13 protein-coding genes and 1 pseudogene are annotated in these 16,449 nt (G+C 70.9%); 5 read left to right on the top strand and 9 right to left on the bottom strand.

What is annotated here, in order from left to right; translation table 11 throughout:
- Positions 1 to 164 precede the first annotated feature (164 nt).
- Together ACIG36_RS14570 and ACIG36_RS14565 are read left to right on the top strand one after the other, a co-directional pair.
- Positions 165 to 488 (top strand): AraC family transcriptional regulator, encoded by a 324-nt coding sequence (locus ACIG36_RS14570; RefSeq protein WP_399927607.1) that lies wholly within the window; start codon positions 165 to 167, stop codon positions 486 to 488.
- Entirely contained in the window at positions 485 to 1,906 is a 1,422-nt protein-coding gene (locus ACIG36_RS14565) for a hypothetical protein (RefSeq protein ID WP_399926702.1), read from the top strand. The genes ACIG36_RS14570 and ACIG36_RS14565 overlap by 4 nt, the downstream gene beginning before the upstream one ends.
- Before the next feature lie 750 nt (positions 1,907 to 2,656).
- Here ACIG36_RS14565 and ACIG36_RS14560 read toward each other — a convergent pair.
- Together ACIG36_RS14560 and ACIG36_RS14555 are read right to left on the bottom strand one after the other, a co-directional pair.
- The gene (locus tag ACIG36_RS14560; RefSeq protein ID WP_399926700.1) at positions 2,657 to 3,856 is read right to left on the bottom strand and encodes a serine hydrolase domain-containing protein; all 1,200 of its coding nucleotides are present in this window, start codon (positions 3,854 to 3,856) and stop codon (positions 2,657 to 2,659) included.
- A 682-nt stretch (positions 3,857 to 4,538) separates the two neighbouring features.
- Positions 4,539 to 6,026 (bottom strand): FAD-dependent monooxygenase, encoded by a 1,488-nt coding sequence (locus ACIG36_RS14555; protein WP_399926698.1) that lies wholly within the window; start codon positions 6,024 to 6,026, stop codon positions 4,539 to 4,541.
- A gap of 181 nt (positions 6,027 to 6,207) precedes the next feature.
- Between ACIG36_RS14555 and ACIG36_RS14550 the strand changes: the two genes are divergently transcribed.
- Entirely contained in the window at positions 6,208 to 6,843 is a 636-nt protein-coding gene (locus ACIG36_RS14550) for a hypothetical protein (RefSeq protein ID WP_399926696.1), read from the top strand.
- A 61-nt stretch (positions 6,844 to 6,904) separates the two neighbouring features.
- Here the strand turns inward: ACIG36_RS14550 and ACIG36_RS14545 are convergent, their stop codons facing one another.
- On the bottom strand, positions 6,905 to 8,167 hold the full coding sequence (locus ACIG36_RS14545; protein ID WP_399926694.1) for a hypothetical protein: 1,263 nt from the start codon (positions 8,165 to 8,167) through the stop codon (positions 6,905 to 6,907).
- 72 nt (positions 8,168 to 8,239) lie between these two features.
- Positions 8,240 to 8,638 carry a hypothetical protein gene (locus ACIG36_RS14540; protein WP_399926692.1) on the bottom strand — a complete coding sequence of 133 codons (399 nt, stop codon included), beginning with the start codon at positions 8,636 to 8,638 and terminating at the stop codon, positions 8,240 to 8,242.
- Positions 8,639 to 8,730: 92 nt separating this feature from the next.
- Here ACIG36_RS14540 and ACIG36_RS14535 point away from each other — a divergent pair, with 92 nt between their 5' ends.
- Complete coding sequence (locus tag ACIG36_RS14535) at positions 8,731 to 9,306, top strand: TetR/AcrR family transcriptional regulator (protein ID WP_399926690.1); 576 nt, start codon at positions 8,731 to 8,733, stop codon at positions 9,304 to 9,306.
- Positions 9,307 to 9,325: 19 nt separating this feature from the next.
- On the opposite strand, the gene ACIG36_RS14530 is transcribed toward ACIG36_RS14535, so the two are convergent.
- Together ACIG36_RS14530 and ACIG36_RS14525 are read right to left on the bottom strand one after the other, a co-directional pair.
- Complete coding sequence (locus ACIG36_RS14530; RefSeq protein WP_399926689.1) at positions 9,326 to 10,006, bottom strand: DUF899 family protein; 681 nt, start codon at positions 10,004 to 10,006, stop codon at positions 9,326 to 9,328.
- Between the two features lie 94 nt (positions 10,007 to 10,100).
- Positions 10,101 to 10,226 (bottom strand): hypothetical protein, encoded by a 126-nt coding sequence (locus tag ACIG36_RS14525; protein WP_399926687.1) that lies wholly within the window; start codon positions 10,224 to 10,226, stop codon positions 10,101 to 10,103.
- Between the two features lie 84 nt (positions 10,227 to 10,310).
- Here ACIG36_RS14525 and ACIG36_RS14520 point away from each other — a divergent pair, with 84 nt between their 5' ends.
- Positions 10,311 to 11,279: a LysR family transcriptional regulator gene (locus tag ACIG36_RS14520; RefSeq protein ID WP_399926684.1), complete on the top strand. Its 969-nt coding sequence runs from the start codon at positions 10,311 to 10,313 to the stop codon at positions 11,277 to 11,279.
- 88 nt (positions 11,280 to 11,367) lie between these two features.
- Here ACIG36_RS14520 and ACIG36_RS14515 read toward each other — a convergent pair whose 3' ends face one another.
- The 3 genes and pseudogenes from ACIG36_RS14515 to ACIG36_RS14505 all read right to left on the bottom strand — a co-directional run bounded on the left by ACIG36_RS14515 (position 11,368) and on the right by ACIG36_RS14505 (position 16,378).
- Positions 11,368 to 11,928, bottom strand: a complete 561-nt coding sequence (locus tag ACIG36_RS14515; protein WP_399927605.1) for a cysteine hydrolase family protein — start codon at positions 11,926 to 11,928, stop codon at positions 11,368 to 11,370.
- Positions 11,929 to 12,627: 699 nt separating this feature from the next.
- Positions 12,628 to 13,089: pseudogene (locus ACIG36_RS14510) on the bottom strand (SAM-dependent methyltransferase); the annotation flags it as partial.
- Complete coding sequence (locus ACIG36_RS14505; RefSeq protein WP_399926682.1) at positions 13,004 to 16,378, bottom strand: SDR family NAD(P)-dependent oxidoreductase; 3,375 nt, start codon at positions 16,376 to 16,378, stop codon at positions 13,004 to 13,006. The pseudogene ACIG36_RS14510 and the gene ACIG36_RS14505, both read right to left, overlap by 86 nt.
- Positions 16,379 to 16,449: the final 71 nt, after the last annotated feature.

Here is a 16,449-nt window from a genome sequence, read left to right as displayed (position 1 = left end):
CCGCTCGGTCATGGACGACTCCCTGACCGCCCGGATCATGGCCTACGTACGCCGCAACCTCACCGACCCGGAGCTCACCCCGGACCGCATAGCCCGCGAACACGCCGTGTCCAGAAGACAGCTGTACGCGGTCCTCAGCCGGGCCGGCATCAGCCTCGAGCAGCGTGTCATCGCCGAACGACTGGAGGCCGCCTGCCGCCTGCTGGCTTCCCCCCCGCCACGCCGCCCTTCCCGTGTCCGCCGTGGCGGCCCGCTGCGGATTCACCAGCCCCAGTCATTTCACCCGCCGCTTCCGGGCGGCCTACGGCGTCACGCCGCGCGAATGGCGGAGACTGCGAATCCAGGACGCGGTGTCGTCCGCACCAGCTCCCCCGTCCTTGCCGCCGCCCGGGAGGCAGGTGGGTGGAAACGCCGCGCATGAGGCAGAACGTCCGTTCTATGATGCGGTCGCCATGATCGACCGACCGAGGCGGGGACGCAGTACATGAACATTCGGATCGACCTGGCCCTGTCCGTGCTCAAAGTCGCCGGGTCGGGACCTGGGCCCGGCTCATCGATGGGTGCTGTACTCGACACCACCAACCCGCAGGACTGGGTCGCGTTCGACCTCGCGGTGCGCCGACTGTGGAGCCTTCCCGCCACCGACTGGCTCCGGGCCGGGAACCCGGCGCCGGACGAGCCGTCCCTCGCCCTCGCGCTCTGCCATCCCGACGGCCGTATACGGCAGGCCGCCCTCACGTCCCCCGGCTCCACTGCCCTCCTCCCCTTGATCGCCGTGCGCTGCGCGGACTGGGCCACCCCCATACGTGAGGTGGCGCAGACGGTGCTGGGGAGCGCGCTGCCCAAGGCGGCGCCGGAGATGCTGGCCACGGTCGCCGCTGTCGTCCTGCGCGTCGCGCAGCGGCGCCACGGAGGCTTCGCCCAGCAACTGCTGGAAGAGGTGCTGCGCGAGGGGGAGATCGCCGACGCGCTGCTGAGCAGCCAGGACCGGCCCGCCCGGCGTCTCGGCCACCGCATCGCCGTTGAGCAAAGGCGCCTTACCCCGGCCGAACTCGCCCGGATCGCGGCCACTGACCACGACATCGTCATCCAGGACCTCTGTGCGGACGCGGCACTCGCCCGCACGCGGGACAGCGGGGAACAAGGCGATATCGTCCGGCTGCTGCTGGGCGCCCGGCAGGCGCGTGTCCGCGCTGCCGGCGTGACCGCCCTCAACCGCACCGGCGACACCGGCCGGGCCACGGCCTTCCTCGCCGACCGCTCCGGGCTCGTCCGCGCCTGCGCCCGCTGGGTACTGCGGCAGCACGGCGTCGAGCCGCTGCCCTACTACCGGTCCCTGTGCGCCTCGGCCAACGTCTGCCCCGGCGCCGTCTCCGGGCTCGGCGAGTGCGGCAGCGCGGCCGACGCCCCCTCGCTGCAGTCCCTGCTGGCGCACCCGCTGGCCGCGGTGCGTGCGCGGGCCGTGCGGGCGCTGCGGATGCTGGACACAGCCGGACCGGAGCAGCTCGTGCCGCTGCTGGACGACCCGTCGGCGGCCGTGGTCCGCGAGACCTCCCTCGCCCTCACGCCCACGGCCACCCGCCTCCCGGAGGAGTACCTGCGCCCACGCCTGGCGGCCGACCGCCCCCGCTACGTCCGGCTGGCCGCCTTCCGCCTGCTGGCCGCACACGGCACGGCCGCCCAGCTCCGCTGCTTCCTCACCCTCCTGGACGACGCCGACCCCGGATTGCGCGCCCGCGCCCGCACCGCCCTCCACGACTGGGGCCCCGCCGACGCCGCCACGGTGTACGCGGCGCTGCCACCGACCGAACGCGCGCATGTCGATGACCTCCTGGACCGGGCGCAGACCTCCCTCGGCAAGGAGCTGCTGCGTAGGCTGCGCTGGTACTTGGGGGCATCCCGTTGACGCTTGGTCGAGGTAGTGCCAGGCGGCCCCGATCAGGTCCCGTGCGCCCGTCTCGTTCCCCTTCTGGCCTTCGCCGAAGAACTTCTCGACCGCGTTCGGCTCCACTGTGCGTCGGGGGCCGAGTCAGCTCATGAACTGCCGACAGGACCTCGCCGAGCCTGCTTGATCGCCCCGGCCCCGCCCCCTACGTCCGTTGCCACGAGTTGCGGCGTCCGCCTCGGCGCTGCGTTTGCCGCCTACGTCACCATCAGGTCATGTTCCGCCCGGCCGGAGCCATGAGAGCAGGTCCCGACAGCCGCCCGGACCGGGCGGCTCGAAGTCCGCCACGATGTGCGCATACGGTCCGCAGGCACCGACGTTCAGCTTCACACGGACACAGATGTCAGGCACGGGAACAGGAAGACAGCCGCTCATGACGGTCACCGTATTGGGGCCCAAGACGAGCAGACCAGCGGTTTATCGCCGGTTTCCACCTGTGTGCGCGGGGTCTTCTCCGCCCGGTCACCGTCCGGGCGCGGCTCGGAAGTCGCCTTGGTCGGCGCTTGGACGAGACCATGGTCCCGAGGCCAGCGGCACACCCCACCCGTCCGCACAGGGGCTTCGGTCAAGGTAGAGGCCTCCAGACCGCCACGACCGCCCCAGGCCACCTGCTCGGCGTCCTCGCGGGCGAGATCGAGAGCTTGATGGAGAACGGTTTGCGGATCATGAGCGCTGATTGAGCAAGTCCGGATGATCACGAGTATCGGTTACTCAAGTAGTTGTGGGAGCTGTCGGCTCCATACCAAGGCGTCGTGGTCCGCAGAATTCTGCTTCGATGGTCGCCTGCTCGAGTGCGGGGTCACCCCAGTCGCTGTTCCGGTTGAGGGTGATGACGTGCTCACCGTCAGCGGTGGCCGCTGTTCGGGTCAGGGAGCCAGGGATCTCGCTTGAGTGTCCCCAGACTTTCACGCCGCATGCCTTGAGCGTCTGTGACCTGATTCCCAGGCCGTAGGACCGGCCGTCCCCGATGTCGTAGCCCGTGAACATGTCCTTCTGCTGGGCCGGGGGAAGCAGCTTGCCGCGCAGGAGGGCGCGGGTGAAGACGTTCAGGTCGCGGGTCGTTGAAATGATCTCGCCGGAGGCTCCGGAGACGGAAGGGTTGAAGTCGGTGACGTCGTGGACCCGGGCGGAGGGGCCGCTCACGTAGAGCTTGGAGTAATGCCGCCCGTGCGGGCCGGGAATCGATGACGACGTGCCGGGCAATGTGGTCCCGCGCAGGCCGAGAGGTTTGATGATGCGCCGCTCCACCTCCGAGGCGTAGGAGTTGCCGGTGGCCTTCTCGATGACCATGCCGGCCAGGATGTAGTTGGTGTTGGAGTACGACCACTTGAGGCCGGGAGTGAAGAGTGGCTTGTGAGCGAGCCCGATCCGCACCAGTTCCTCCGGCGTGGCGCCGTCGTACCGGTGGATGTGGAAGGCTTCGCCGGTGAACTTGGCGCGGAACCGGGCATCGTGAATGTAGTCGTAGAGCCCGCTGGTGTGCTGGAGCAGTTGGCGCAGCGTGATGCGGCGCCCGTCGTTGCCGTTGCCTCGCACCAGGCCGGGCAGCCATTTGTCCACCGTGTCATCGATCGCCAGGCCGTACTCTGGCTCTGCGGCGAGCTGCAGCAGGACAGTGGCGATGAAGGGTTTGGTCAAGCTGCCGGCACGGAACCGGTCCTGCGGCAGGCGGGGTCGACCGGTGCGTGTATCCGCCACGCCGGAAGTGCCGTGCCAGATCTCGTCCGCGCGGTCGACGCGGGCCAGGGCTCCAGGGGTTCCGGCGCGGGTGATCGCGTCGAGGGCGTCCTGTGTCGCGGAGTGGTGTGAGGCAGCGGGTGGTGCAGCGGCGGCCGGGACGGCGGCGGTCAGGGCTGCCGCTCCTGCCAGGGCCAGGGCGACCAGAGGGCGGGATAAGGCGTATGTGGCCACGAGGGGTGCTCCGTCTCTCCTGGGATTCGGTATCCGGGAGGACTCCCGATCACCGCGGCGGGGTTGACGCGTCTGCCGCGGTCCCGCCCCTGAACGAACCCCGAAACGACCTTGAGGTACACCTGAGCAGGCGACCTCGATCACGCCAGGCCGGTGGTGCTGGCGCGTCGTCCACCTGGTGAACAGAGCCACCCACCGGGGACTTCTACCTTGCGTCCGCCGGGAAGGCCGACCATTGCCGGATGGACTTCACGTTGCGGGCTGCCGGGCCGGGGGACGCCGGGTTCCTGGCGGAGATGCTGGGCGAAGCAGTGAGCTGGCGCCCCGGACAGCGAGCTCCCGGCCGGGAAGCGGGGTACTGCGCGACGAGCGGATCGCGTACTACGTCGCCGGATGGCCCCGGCCGGGCGACCTGGGAGCGGTGGCGGTCACGGACACAGACGGGCCGATCGGCGCGGTGTGGCTGCGGCTCTTCGACGAGCAGCGGCCCGGGTACGGCTTCGTGGATCCCGGCCTGACGGCAGCCAGTCATCCCGGCCTGGGCAGTCTGTCGACCGACTGGGGCCGGGGGCTGCGGACTGCGGACCGCCGCAGGGCGGGGGCAGGATTTCTCATGACAGGCCCTGGGCGCAGGGCGCAGGGCGCTCGGATCCGGTCGCCGAGCGCGAAGGGAACGCGCGGTTCACCCGGTTCGGGCGCCGGTCCATGCCAGCAGGGCCTCGGCCTGTTCGGCCTGCAGGGCCCGGGGGTCGGTGGTGCGGGTCGCCCAGGCGATGTGGCCGTCGGGACGGACGAGTACGGCGCTCACGCCGTCGAGGTCCGGCCGGGCCGCGTGCCGGTGGACGGTGACCGCACGGGTGCGAGAGGGCTCGTCCGGGCCCGGCCGGTCGCCGAAGTGCAGCAGGACGAAGCGGGCGTCGTGGAGGAGTTCGTACATGCGGGCCGGTCCTGACGCAGTAGGCAGGTCGATGTCGGGCATACGCCGGCCGGTGAGCGGGTCGGCATCCGACAGGGACGGCGGGTAGGCCGGGTAGGTGGTGTCGAGGGCGGAGATCCGGCCGGCCAGGTACCGGTTGACTTCGCTCATGCCCAGGAGCGTGTCGAGCAGCTCGCACAGGAGCCTCGCCGGTCGTCCGTACTGCTCGGTGAGGGGGAGTTCCACCAGCAGCGTCTGTGCCCGGGTTGCCGCGGTGACGGCGTGGCCGACGGGGTGCCGCTCGGCGTGGTACGTGTCCAGCAGGCCGGGCGGCGCCCAGCCCCGGACCGTGGCGGCGAGTTTCCACCCGAGGTTCGCGGCGTCCTGCAAGCCGGTGTTCAGGCCCTGGGCACCGACGGGAAAGTGGACGTGCGCGGCATCACCGGCCAGCAGGACACGTCCGCGGCGGTAGGTCTCGGCGAGGCGGGTGGCGTTGCCGAACCTCGACAGCCACCGGGGCTTGCCGATGCCGCAGTCCGTGCCGCAGACCTGTCTCAGCGAGCTGCGGAACTCCTCCAGGGTCACCGGTTCGCAGGAGGGAGTCCGGATCCGCCGGGGGTCCATGACCACGAACCGCGTCAGCCCGGTCTCCAGGCGGGCGACGAGGACGCCATGCTGCCGGGCGCGGTCGATGCACGCGTGGTCGGCGGCGGCGAAGTCCCCCACGACCGCGCTCATGGACTCCCGCGTCCCCGGGAAGGCGATGCCGGCCGCCTGCCGCACCCGGCTGTGCCCGCCGTCACAGCCGACGACGTACGAGGAGCGGATGGTGACCGGGCCGCCGGGGCCGGAGAGAACGACCTCGACACCGTAAGCGTCCTGTCCGACGGCGACGGCCTCGTACCCGCGGTGGACTTCCGCTCCCAGCTCCCGGGCTCGCTCGGCCAGCAACGCCTCGGTCCGTACCTGGGCGAGCAGCAGCGCGTAGGGATGCCGGGTGTCGAGGGCGGTGAAATCGAGCCGCCGCTCGAGACTGGCGGCGAACTGCCAGCCGGGCACGGTACGGCCCGCAGCCAGGAAGCGGCCGGCCAGACCACGCATGTCCATCAGCTCGATGCTGCGCGGGTGGAGGTTCAGCGCCCGTGACTCCCGGTGGGGCGTCGAACGCTTGTCGACCACCCGGACCCGTACACCCGCCAGGGCCAGCTCGCACGCCAGCAGCAACCCCGTCGGCCCGGCCCCGACAACCAGCACGTCGGTGTCCGTACCTACGCCGATGCCTGCGCCCCGGGACGTCACTCCCTCACCCTTTGCGGCGGGAGCCGGACCGTCAAGCGGCCCTTCGTGATTGGCCGAAGCCGGTGCTTGGCCGCGGCAGGCTCCCGCACTGGAATGAGAGGGTCGGGCCGACCGGTCCCGCGAGAGGAGTCCGCCAGTGATCCACATGACCGAGACCCTGGCCGTGCAGACCGTCGAGGACTTCCTCACCGCCGACGAGACGGCCGAACTGACCAAGGTCCTGGACGAACACCTCGCGGCCACCGGCTGGATCCCCGTACGTCCCAGCGAGGGAATGACACCGCCCGACGCGGCCCAGGCTGTCCTGAACGGCGCCATGCGCCGGGCCCTGCCCGCGCTGCGCCGGGTGTTCCCCTCCGCCTCGGGCACCGACCCATGGCTCTATCACGACCTCAAGCCCGGCGACAAGATCCGTCCGCACGTTCACGGCGTGGGCGACCCGCAGGCCCGGCCGCAGCGGATCGCCCGGGTCGCCTTCAACCTCCAGGACGCCGAAGAGGGCGGCGAGTTCTACCTCGACACCTACTCGGCCGAGGCCCTGTGGAGCGACGCGACCGCGACGGCCGGGAGCCCGTACGCACCCGGAACGCGGATCGTCCACGAGATCACCGCCCGCTCCGGCCCGGTGAAACTCGACGACCTCCCGCACACCCGCTGGATCTGCAGCCCGCCGCCGGGCACCACCGTCGTCTACGGCACCCAGCTGGTCCACGGCGTCCTGCCCGTCGCGAAGGGCAGGGTGCGCAAGCTCATCACCAACCTCCTCGCGTGACGCCGTACCGGCGCAGGCGGGAAGCCCGTCACGACGCGGGCCGTCACCCCGTCATACGCCGTCACACCCCGGGTCGGCCGCCGCCCCGCCGCAGGGCGTCCAGCCCTCGCCCCAGCTGAGCAGCCGCCTCGTCCGCCCCGTTCAGCAGCGTTCCCGGCAGCAGGGACCGCAGCCAGGCGCCGACCGCGCCCACCGCGCTGGCGCGGTCGCCCGGGACACACAGGACGGGGCGCTGGTAGCCACCGATGAAAGGCCCCGGGTTGGCGGGATTCCCCGGGAAGGACATCAGCCGCGTCCCCGCCGGCAGGGGCGGCAGCGCGACCCCATTGCGCACGGGCAGTTCGAGCGCGACCCGGTGGGCCCGCGGGGCGGACGACGGACGGCCCAGCACAGCGTGCGCGTACGCCACATGCGGATCGAGGCCCGTACTCGCCCAGCTCATGTTGGACACGCCGCTCAGTCGGCCGTTCAGCTCGATCACCTGCAGCCGGCCGTCATCAGTGACGGCGAAGTCCATCTGCCACGGCCCCCAGGGAGCGGTCGACTCCACCATGTCGGCGACCGTGGCGGTCAGCTGCTCCTGCGCCCGCGCGGGCAGCGCCGCCGGCGCCACCCTCACCCGGCGGCCCGGAGCACAGTCGCCGTCGAGCCGACCCAGCGAAGCCACCGGCCACGCGACGGTGACCGACTGCCCGGAGAGGAACTCCACCGCGTACTCGTCCCCCGACACCGCCTCCTGGACCAGCACCGGATACCTCACCTCGCCGGACACCCGTTCCAGACGGCCCCGGTCCCGCACGTAGTGGCGTCCGGCGTGGAACTCGCTGCGGGCCTCCTTGACCAGTACGGGAAGCCCGAGATCGCCCACGGCGCCCGGCAGCTCCGCCGCTTCCTCGCAGACCACGCCCCGCGGCACGGGCCAGCCCCGCCCGACCGCCAGGCGGTGCAACACCGCCTTGTCACTGGCCGGCACGGCGAACGTCTCCGGGTGCACGGGCATATGACAGCCGGCGCCGCGCAGCCGTGACGCGGCCCGGGAGTAGACGGGCAGGAACTGCTCCTGGCCCTGACACCCCATGTTGGGGACGGCGACGTCGGCCCCGCAGTCGTTGAGCAGTCGCAGCAGCCCGCTTTCGTCGAGCTCCGCCGGCAGCTCTCCGCACGCGGTCCCGGGGCCCAGGAACGATGTCAGGTCCGCGAATCCCAGCACGGTGACCTTCGCACCACCGCTCCTGAGCGCAGGGGCGAGCCTGTCCGCACGGAACTCTCCCAGGACGACCATGTGCACCATCCGCGCCACTACCGCCACCGATCCGCCGGACACCCCTCAACTTTCCCCGCCCGCGCGCCCCGCTGCAACGGGCGTCAGGGACGGCCGGTGTGTCACGATCCGGCTCTACCGCGCCTGGCTGGCTTTCAGGGAGCGGTCGCCCGCGAGGGCGCCCAGCAGGAATGCTGCATATCCGGCCAGCAGGAGCAGCAGGATGCGTCCGCTGCCGCCCTCGTCGGTCCGCGGGTAGAGCCCGTCGGCGGCCAGGACGAGGAAGACGTCGAGGAGCTGGCCAACGATGACGACGGCAATGCCGAGCCGAATGCTGTATCCGGCCGGGAGGAGCCGGCCGACCAGGACGCCGATGCCCGTGAAGGCGATGGCGACCGCGGCTGCGGCCGGTGCGGTCGGAGCGTCCGCGAGCATGGGCGCCAGGGCGGTGACCGCCGCCGAGGCAGCCACCCAGATCACCAGGGCTCCCGCGGTCTCGGGCCACACGTGCATGAGCCGTCGTATCGCCGTCATGTCTGCACCTCGCCGTTCACTCAGCGCGTTCCACCTAGTATGTAGCGATCGCTACATACGCTCACGCTACACGGCGTTCGAGGAGGAGGCACATGTCCCGTCGTGAGGAGTTGCTGAGCGGAGCCATGGGCTACGTGGGGGAAAACGGCCTGGCGACGCTCACCCTGCGGCCCCTCGCCGCCGCACTGGGCACCAGCGACCGGATGCTCGTGTACCACTTCGGCAGCCGCGAGGGGCTGGTGGTGGCCCTGCTGGACCGGGCCTTCGACGACCTCACGGACATGTGGCGGACGCAGCAGGTCGCCAAGCCGTCCGATCTGGTACGTGCGTTGTGGCAGGCGTTCGAGGAGCCCGGCGTCCGTGTGGCCATGCGTGTGTACCTGGAAGCGGCCTCCTTGGCCGGCACGGACGAGCTCTGGCGCCGGCAACTGGCGCCGGCGACATCGGCCTACCTCCGGGCTGCCGAGCAGTGGCTCGTCGAAGCGGGCCTGGCCCCGGCCGTCGCCCCGGGAGCCGCCCGTCTGGCGTCAGCCGCTCTCGACGGCCTCCTGCTGCAGGTGGGTATCGACGGAGAACGGGGTGCGGCGACAGAAGTGGTGGAGCTGCTGGCCCGCCAGTTGGACGACCTTGCCGACCGAGGTGCCCGCTCGACGGACGCGTCCCGGTAGCCGGCTCCTTGGCCGGGACTCAGTAGTCGAGCCCGGCGTACCACTCGCCCCGGCCCCGGGACGTGAGGTCGAGGATGTGCCACACAGGGGCCATCAGGTCCAGGCCCCGCTCGTCGATGTCGTCGGACATGCGCGGATGCGCCGAGTAGAAGTGGTGCACCGCCCCGTCTCCGTCCCGCGTGAACACCGACACGGTCGAGTCCTGGTGGCCCTCGGCGTCCTCGCTGCCGAGGTCGTACTTGAAGGTCCCGGAGCCGGCGCTGAGCAGGCGCAGGTTCGTCCAGTGCCGGGTGCGGGCGTAGGAGCGGAGGGTGAGCAGGTCGGAGGCGGCGACGATCGCGAGGTCGGCGTTCTGCGCGATGTGGCGGGCGACACCGTTGATCCCGTCGATCCACATGGTGCACATGGGGCACGCCTCGACCTGCCGTTTCCCGAACATGAAGTGGTAGACGACGAGGTCACGGCCGGGGTCGGTGAACAGTTCACTCAGCCGCACGGTCGTCACCGGGGTGTCGCCGTCCTCCAGGTCGGCGGGGCCTTCCTCGAAGACGTAGTCCTCGACGACGGGGCCCGGCGGAAGCCGGCGCCGCTGATCGGCGACGCGTTCGCAGTGGCGCATCAGCTCGATCTCGGCTTGCTGCAGTTCCTCGCGGGCGCGGGCGTACTCGGCCGACTCGCCCTTGAGGTTGGTGATCCGCATGGCCGCCTCCCTTGGCCGCCTCCTGCGCTCTTGCGGCCATTGTCTCCGCGGGTGAGCGGGGCCGCCACGCGGCGCGGCCCCGGACGTGAGCGATTCAGGGCCGTGCCCGCCGGGCGGCGGTCAGCGCGGTGCGGATGCGGACGCGTACGCGGAGGGCGGGGCGCGGGGACGGGGCGGGGGCGTCGGTCCAGCGGGGCGGGGTGGCAAGGAAACGGATCATGTGGTCCACGGTCCCCGGTCGCTGCCTTCCGGTCCAACACCTGGTCAGTGGCCATTCACGCGTTTGTGTTGTTAACTGCGTGCCGTGCCCTACGACCTTGAGCCGCGCTTGTTGCGGGCCTTCGCCGCCGTTGCCGAGGAGCTGCATTTCACGCGTGCCGCAGCGCGCCTCTTCGTCGCCCAGCAAGCGCTCAGCCGCGACATCCGGCGGCTGGAGACGGCCGTGGGAGCACGGTTGTTCATTCGAACGACCCGGTCCGTGGCACTCACGGCCGAGGGCGCTCGGCTGCTGCCGTACGCGCGGCGCGTGCTCGCCGCCTACGACGAGCTGGCGGCCGCGTACGCCGGTGAGGTACGGCCGCTGCTCGTCGACGTGTCGGTGTCGGTGTCCACGGGGCAGCGGGTGGTGACGGCGGCTCGGGCGGCCGCTCCCGCGCTCGAGTTCGTCACCCGCTACCACAGTGGCCTGTGCGGCGCGGCCGAGCAGATCCTCGCCGGGCGGTTGGACGTCTCCTTCGGCCGGGTCGCAGGGCTGACGCCGGCGGTACGGGAACAGCTCGATCACGTGCCCGTCCGGCTGGAGCGGATGGCGGTGCTGCTGCCCGAGGAGCATCCGCTGGCCACCCGGAACGAGGTGCCCGTGGGGGCGTTGCGCGGAGAGACGGTGTACGCCGGGGCGGGGAACCCCGCCACGGCGGAGTGGACCGGCCTTGCCGCGCGGCTCTTCGAGGGGCACGGGATCGTCATGGCCGAGCCCTTTCCCGAGCTCGAGGGCGCGGAGGAGTTCATCCGGGTCGTGCGCAAGCGGGGCTGGTCGGTGCTGGCCGCCGCCGAGTTCATCGAGGTGCCGGGGATGGTGCTGAGGCCGCTGGTGGACCCCGTGCCCCTGTCACCGGTGTCGATGGTGTGGCGGCGCGGCCTGCGCCACCCGGGCCTCGACGCACTGCGGGCGGCCGCACGGGAACTCGGCGCGTCACAAGGGTGGATGCACTCCTCCACCACGGCGTGGCTGCCACCGGAGGATACGGCGGTGATGACGGCCGGGGCGCGATGACGCCCGCTCGTCAGGGGCCTCGAACGATCCCGCGGCCCATCCCACCGGCCAAGGAATTCCCGATCGTGATCCCCTGGCTCGCCCGCCGCTACTCAGGCGCGATCGTCTCGACCCAGGCGTCGACGGCGACGACGTCCGCCCACTGCGGAAACAGTCGCTCGACGAGCACCTGGTGGACCTCCGGATCGGTGTCCAGACAGGCGTCGGAGAGAACGGTGAGGCCGAAGTCCAGGTCGTTCGCCTGGCACACGGTGGACAGCACCACAGCGCTGGTGGCGATGCCGGTGAGCACGAGGCTGTCGATACCACGTGCCCTCAGCACCACATCGAGATCGCTGCCCGAGAACGCGCTCGCCCGCCTCTTGGTGACGACTACGTCACCCGGCCGGGGCGCGACATCGGGGTGGATCTCGGTGCCCGCTGCGCCCTCGACGTAGAGGCCGGCCTGTGCGATGGCAGCGAGAGCCTTGTTGCGCGTGCCGACTTCAGGGAAGCCGGGACGCAGCGCTATGACCACGTAGATCACGGGGATGCCCGCCGCCCGCGCCCCGTCGATCGCCCTGCGCAGGCGTGTCAGATACCCGGAGCCGTCGTCGGCGATGTCCACGATGGCCTGCTGGACGTCCATCACGAGAAGGGCGCTGCTCATGTCATCTCCGGGAACGAGGGCGGTTCGGCACGCGGACAGGAGGGGTGCTGATGTTCGGATCCTATGCGGGCCCGGGTGCACCGTGGTTGAACAAGTTCGGAACGGAAGTGGCTCCAGGATTCGAACTGACTGAACTCGCAGGCAGCGACGTTCCCGCGGGCCCCAGGTGGGATGGCCTGCTGTCAAGATCGTTTGGTGAACATGTCCAGCTCCCCGACAACGAGCATCTCGTCCCGGTTCGAAGTGCATCACTGGCCACGGCGAGCCTCTTGCGTCGCTCCGGCTATGCGGCGGTTCTGGGTCATACCAGAGCGGACCGCGGCTCGTTCGCGTCCAGTTGCTACGGTCGGCGCCTGCCGTGGCCGGCTTGTCCAGGACCAGGGCAAGGTAGCGGCTGGCGCGCTGAACGGGTACGTGGGCCGAGACGACGGCGGAGAACGACATCCACTGGGCGGTCGTCAGTCGGCCGAGTGACGGGGAGAACGTTCGCAGAGCGCGGCGTCCCGTTGCGGTGAGTGCCATTCGGGCGGTGAGGGTGCCGAGCACCATGAAGCGGCGTGTGACGTGGTGGGTCCAGTCCAGGGCGCGGCACGGACGGTAGCCGATGTCGATGGCGTGCCGGATGTAGCGGACAAGAGGCTCGAACTCTTCGAAGGCCCATGTGTCGCGGACGAGTCGGCCGGGATCGGCTGCGTTGATCTCGGTGGGGTCGCTGGTGGACCAGGCGAAGTCCACGAGAACCAGCCGACCGCCGGGCTTGAGAAGCCAGTAGGCATCTTCCAGAAAGGCGCGTCGGCCGTCCGGGCCGAAGTGGAACGCTGCTTCCAGGCAGTGCACCTTGTCGAAGAGGGCCCCGTCCGTGGACGGCGTGGTGAGGCTCTGGCCGTATCGAGGCAGGCCGGCGCGGAGATCGGTGGCATCGGCCTCGAAGAAGCGAACGCGGGGATCGTGACCGTGCTGCTGGATCGCCTGTGTGAGGTGGGGCGGGTAGAGGTCGATACCGACGGTGTCAGCACCCTGCTCGGCGATGCGGCGGGTGGTGTGCCCGGTCCCGCAGGTGACGTCGAGAACCCGGTCACCCGGCTTGATGTCCAGCAGGTTGAGGGAGCGAGTGACCAGGGCGCTCTGGAACGACGACAGGCCGCCGAGGAGGCGCGGCATGGTCAGCGGGGTGTAGTAGCCGAGATTGACCAGATTTCCCCAGCCGAGGGCACCAAGTACGGGGTAGAGGGGATTCTGGTCTGTTGCGTAGGCCTGGGCAAGCCGTTGTGATGCGGTCATGAGCAGTCCGGTGTCGACGGGGAATGGGTTTCAGGTGGCGGCCGGTTGCTTCTGGTCGGTGGCCGGGCCTCTCCGGGAGGGCAGTGGGGTGTATTCCTCCGCGTGTCCGGCCGGAAGGGCCGCCTCGGCGCTGTGTCCCAGGCCGAGGCGAGGGCGTAATGCGGTAATGCCCCAATGCGCGACGGTGGCCACGGCGGCGTTGTGGTGCATCAGCAGCGTGCACGACACCGCGCAGCGGATGGCCCTGGGCATCGATCCGGGCCACGAGCTCGGTCATGGCCGTGAGGTCGGCGGCATCAGTGGCGTAGGCGGTGGCCTGCACGCCCTGTTGGCGCAGGGCGGTGAGCACCGACTCGGCCTCTGGTGCGTCGGGGCCGCGCCGGCTGACGAGGGCGAGGTGCCGGGCGCCGAGGCCGGCGAGCCACTTGGCGGTCTCGGCGCCGAAGCCGCTGGTGCCGCCGGTCACGAGGTAGGTGCCGGCCGGGTCGAGGCGGGGTGTTTGGACGCGGGGTTCGACGAGCGGTGGTTCGTCCAGGGGATCGAAGGCGACGACGACCTTGCCGATGTGGCGCGAGTGCTGCAGGAAGGCGAACGCCTCGTCCACGCGCGCGGCCGGGAAGACGCTGTGGGGAAGGGGACGCACGACGTCGTGCAGGGCTGGATCCTCGAGCTGGGCGAGGAGTCCGGCGAGTTGGCGCTCATCGGCGATGACCCTGGTGAGGTCGACGCCGAAGAACGCGATGTTGTTCTTGAACGGCCTCAGCAGAAGGGGCTTGTTCTCGTAGAAGTCGCGTTTGCCCAGTTCGAGGAACCGGCCGCCGGGGCGCAGCAGTTCGAGGCTACGGGGCATGGCCTCGCCGGCCAGTGAGTTGAGTACGACGTCGACGCCACGGCCCTGGGTGATCGAGCGGATCTGGTCGGCGAAATCCAGCGAGCGGGAGTCCAGGACATGCCTGACGCCCAGGAATTCGAGGAAGTTCCGCTTGATGTCGCTGCCCGCGGTGGCGATGACGTTCGCGCCGCGGGCGGTTGCGTAGCGCAGTGCGGCCAGGCCGACACCGCCGGCGGCGCCGTGAATGAGGACGGTCTCGCCGGGCTGGAGGCGGGCGAGGGTGCCCAGACTGTAAAGGACGGTGGCGTAGGCCACCGGCAGGGTGGCGCTCTCGGTGAACGTGGTGTCGTCCGGTAGCCGGACGGCGGCCTCGGAGCGTGCCAAGGCGTAGGAGCCCAAGGCGGCGGCCGCCATACAGGCGATGCGATCGCCCGGCTTGAGCTGGGTCACCCCCTCACCGCAGGTGACGACCAGGCCCGCGCATTCCATCCTGAAGCCGTCCGCGAAGGGAATGCCTTCGCTGGCCTCGGCGGGCAGCAGGCCGGTGACCCGCATGATGTCGCGGTAGTTCAGGGCGGTTGCCCTGACCTCCACGAGTACCTCGCCGGGGCCGGGCTCCGGTCGCACGGTCTCCTGCCAGGACAGCTGGTAGGACAGGCCGGGATTGCGGACGCGGATCGTATAGGGCCGGCCGTCGGTGGCCGGTCGGGCGCTGGGGCGATGCTGCTCGCGGGGGACGAACCGGCCCTGTGCCGTCAGCACGATCTCGTCCTCGTCCCCGGGCGTGCACAGCTCCTGGGCCAGACGGCGGGCATTCCGGTCGAGGTCGCCGGCGCGGGTCAGGGACACTCGCCGGAACCGCGTTCCGGGCCATTCGTTGGCCATCGAGCGCGCCATGGCCCATACCGCCGCATCGGTCGGCTGCTCGATGTCCAGGCCGACCTCGACAGCGCCACTGGGGCGGGTCACCACGCACAGCTCTGGACGGCAGTTGCCCTCTTGCCGCGTCTCGAGGGCGCAGGCGCAGCTTCGCAGGATTTCTGCGCGGTCCGCGGTCTGTGCCATCACCGTGTTCGGGTCGTCCGCCGCCTCGCCCAGGAGCAACACCACCGTCGGCGAGACTTCGCCGGCGGTGGTGAGACCAGCGTCCCACTCCTCACGTGTACGGGGCGCGAGAACGGCCTGGGCGCCGCCTCCGTCGTAGTCCAGCTCTTTCCAGGCAGTGCGGGCCTCGACGATGCGGGGTGCGCAGGCGGTGACCACCTGGGCGGGAAGTGGCACCGGTGAGGGCGCCGAGGAGGGGGCGTCGTCGCGGGGTGCGGCGCGCAGCACTGTGTGGGTGATGGACAAGGGGGTGGTGCGGGTGCCGGCGAAGCGGCACAGGCGGCAGCCGTCGAGCTGGGCGGTGAGGGTGCCGTCGGGGTCGGCGAGAGCGATGTCCCAGCAGATTTCGCTGTCGGTGCGGGACCGTTCCCGTACGGCGATGACGCCGGACGCGGACGGTGTGGCCCACACCCGGACAGCGCTGATGGCAGCGGGCAGGTAGGCCTGGCCCCGAGCCACCAGGTCGGCCAGGAGCGGAGCGCCTGCCTGCAGGGCGCCGTCGAGCAGCGCCGGGTGCGCGGTGTACGGCGTGCCGGGGGCTGGGTGGCTGTAGTGGGCGAGGGCTTCCTTGTCACCGGTGTTCAGGTCGGTCAGGACGCGGAAGGCCGGACCGTGGTCGAGACCTGCGGCCGTGCACGTGGCGTAGTGGTCCTCGGCTTTCACCCGTCGCATGCACCGCTCGCGCAGTGCTTTCAGGTCGAGAGGGCCGGGTCGGGAGGCGAGCAGTGTGCGTACCCGGGCGCGTGCGAGCGGACGGGGTTCACCGGTGTGCCCGTCGGCGCTGGAGACCTGCAGGAGGCCGTCGTCGCGGTCCAGGGAGACCTGGACTTTCACGGCGGAGGCGTAGGCCCAGTTCACGGCCAGGGCGCTGGTGATATCGAGGTGCTCGACCTCCACTGGTGCGTCCCACACCAGGCGTCCGGCAGCCAGTGCCATCTCCACGTAGCCGGTGGCGGGCATGACGACGCTTCCGGCGATCCGGTGATCGGCCAGCCAGGGCACCAGAGCCGGCTCCACCGCCCCCGCCCACAGCGGGAACGGTGCGGGCACCCGGCTGCCGAGCAGCGGGTGCAGTACCGGCGGGCTGCCGGCCTGCTCCTTGGGCACGGTCCAGTGGTGCTCGCGCTGCCAGGGGTAGGCGGGCAACTCGGTCACCCGGCCGGGACGCGGGAAGTAGCGTGACCAGTCGGTGTTGGCGCCCGCTGCCAGCAAGGCGGCCCGAGCCGTTGCCATCGCTTCGGTGCCACTGTGCCCCCGGCACAGGGTCTGCAGGACAGCGACCGGGACCTGTGGGTGTGTCTCTG

The organism is Streptomyces sp. NPDC053048 (assembly GCF_044547045.1).
Taxonomy (GTDB): Bacteria; Actinomycetota; Actinomycetes; order Streptomycetales; family Streptomycetaceae; genus Streptomyces.
This window is presented reverse-complemented; position numbering and strand designations above follow the sequence as displayed.

Excerpts from the sequence above, each read along its gene's own strand:
- ACIG36_RS14565 (WP_399926702.1), top strand. The coding sequence starts at position 485 with ATGAACATTCGGATCGACCTGGCCCTGTCCGTGCTCAAAGTCGCCGGG.
- ACIG36_RS14540 (WP_399926692.1), bottom strand. The coding sequence starts at position 8,638 with ATGACGGCGATACGACGGCTCATGCACGTGTGGCCCGAGACCGCGGGA.
- ACIG36_RS14535 (WP_399926690.1), top strand. The coding sequence starts at position 8,731 with ATGTCCCGTCGTGAGGAGTTGCTGAGCGGAGCCATGGGCTACGTGGGG.
- ACIG36_RS14530 (WP_399926689.1), bottom strand. The coding sequence starts at position 10,006 with ATGCGGATCACCAACCTCAAGGGCGAGTCGGCCGAGTACGCCCGCGCC.
- ACIG36_RS14525 (WP_399926687.1), bottom strand. The coding sequence starts at position 10,226 with ATGATCCGTTTCCTTGCCACCCCGCCCCGCTGGACCGACGCCCCCGCC.
- ACIG36_RS14515 (WP_399927605.1), bottom strand. The coding sequence starts at position 11,928 with ATGAGCAGCGCCCTTCTCGTGATGGACGTCCAGCAGGCCATCGTGGAC.
- ACIG36_RS14505 (WP_399926682.1), bottom strand. The coding sequence starts at position 16,378 with ATGGCAACGGCTCGGGCCGCCTTGCTGGCAGCGGGCGCCAACACCGAC.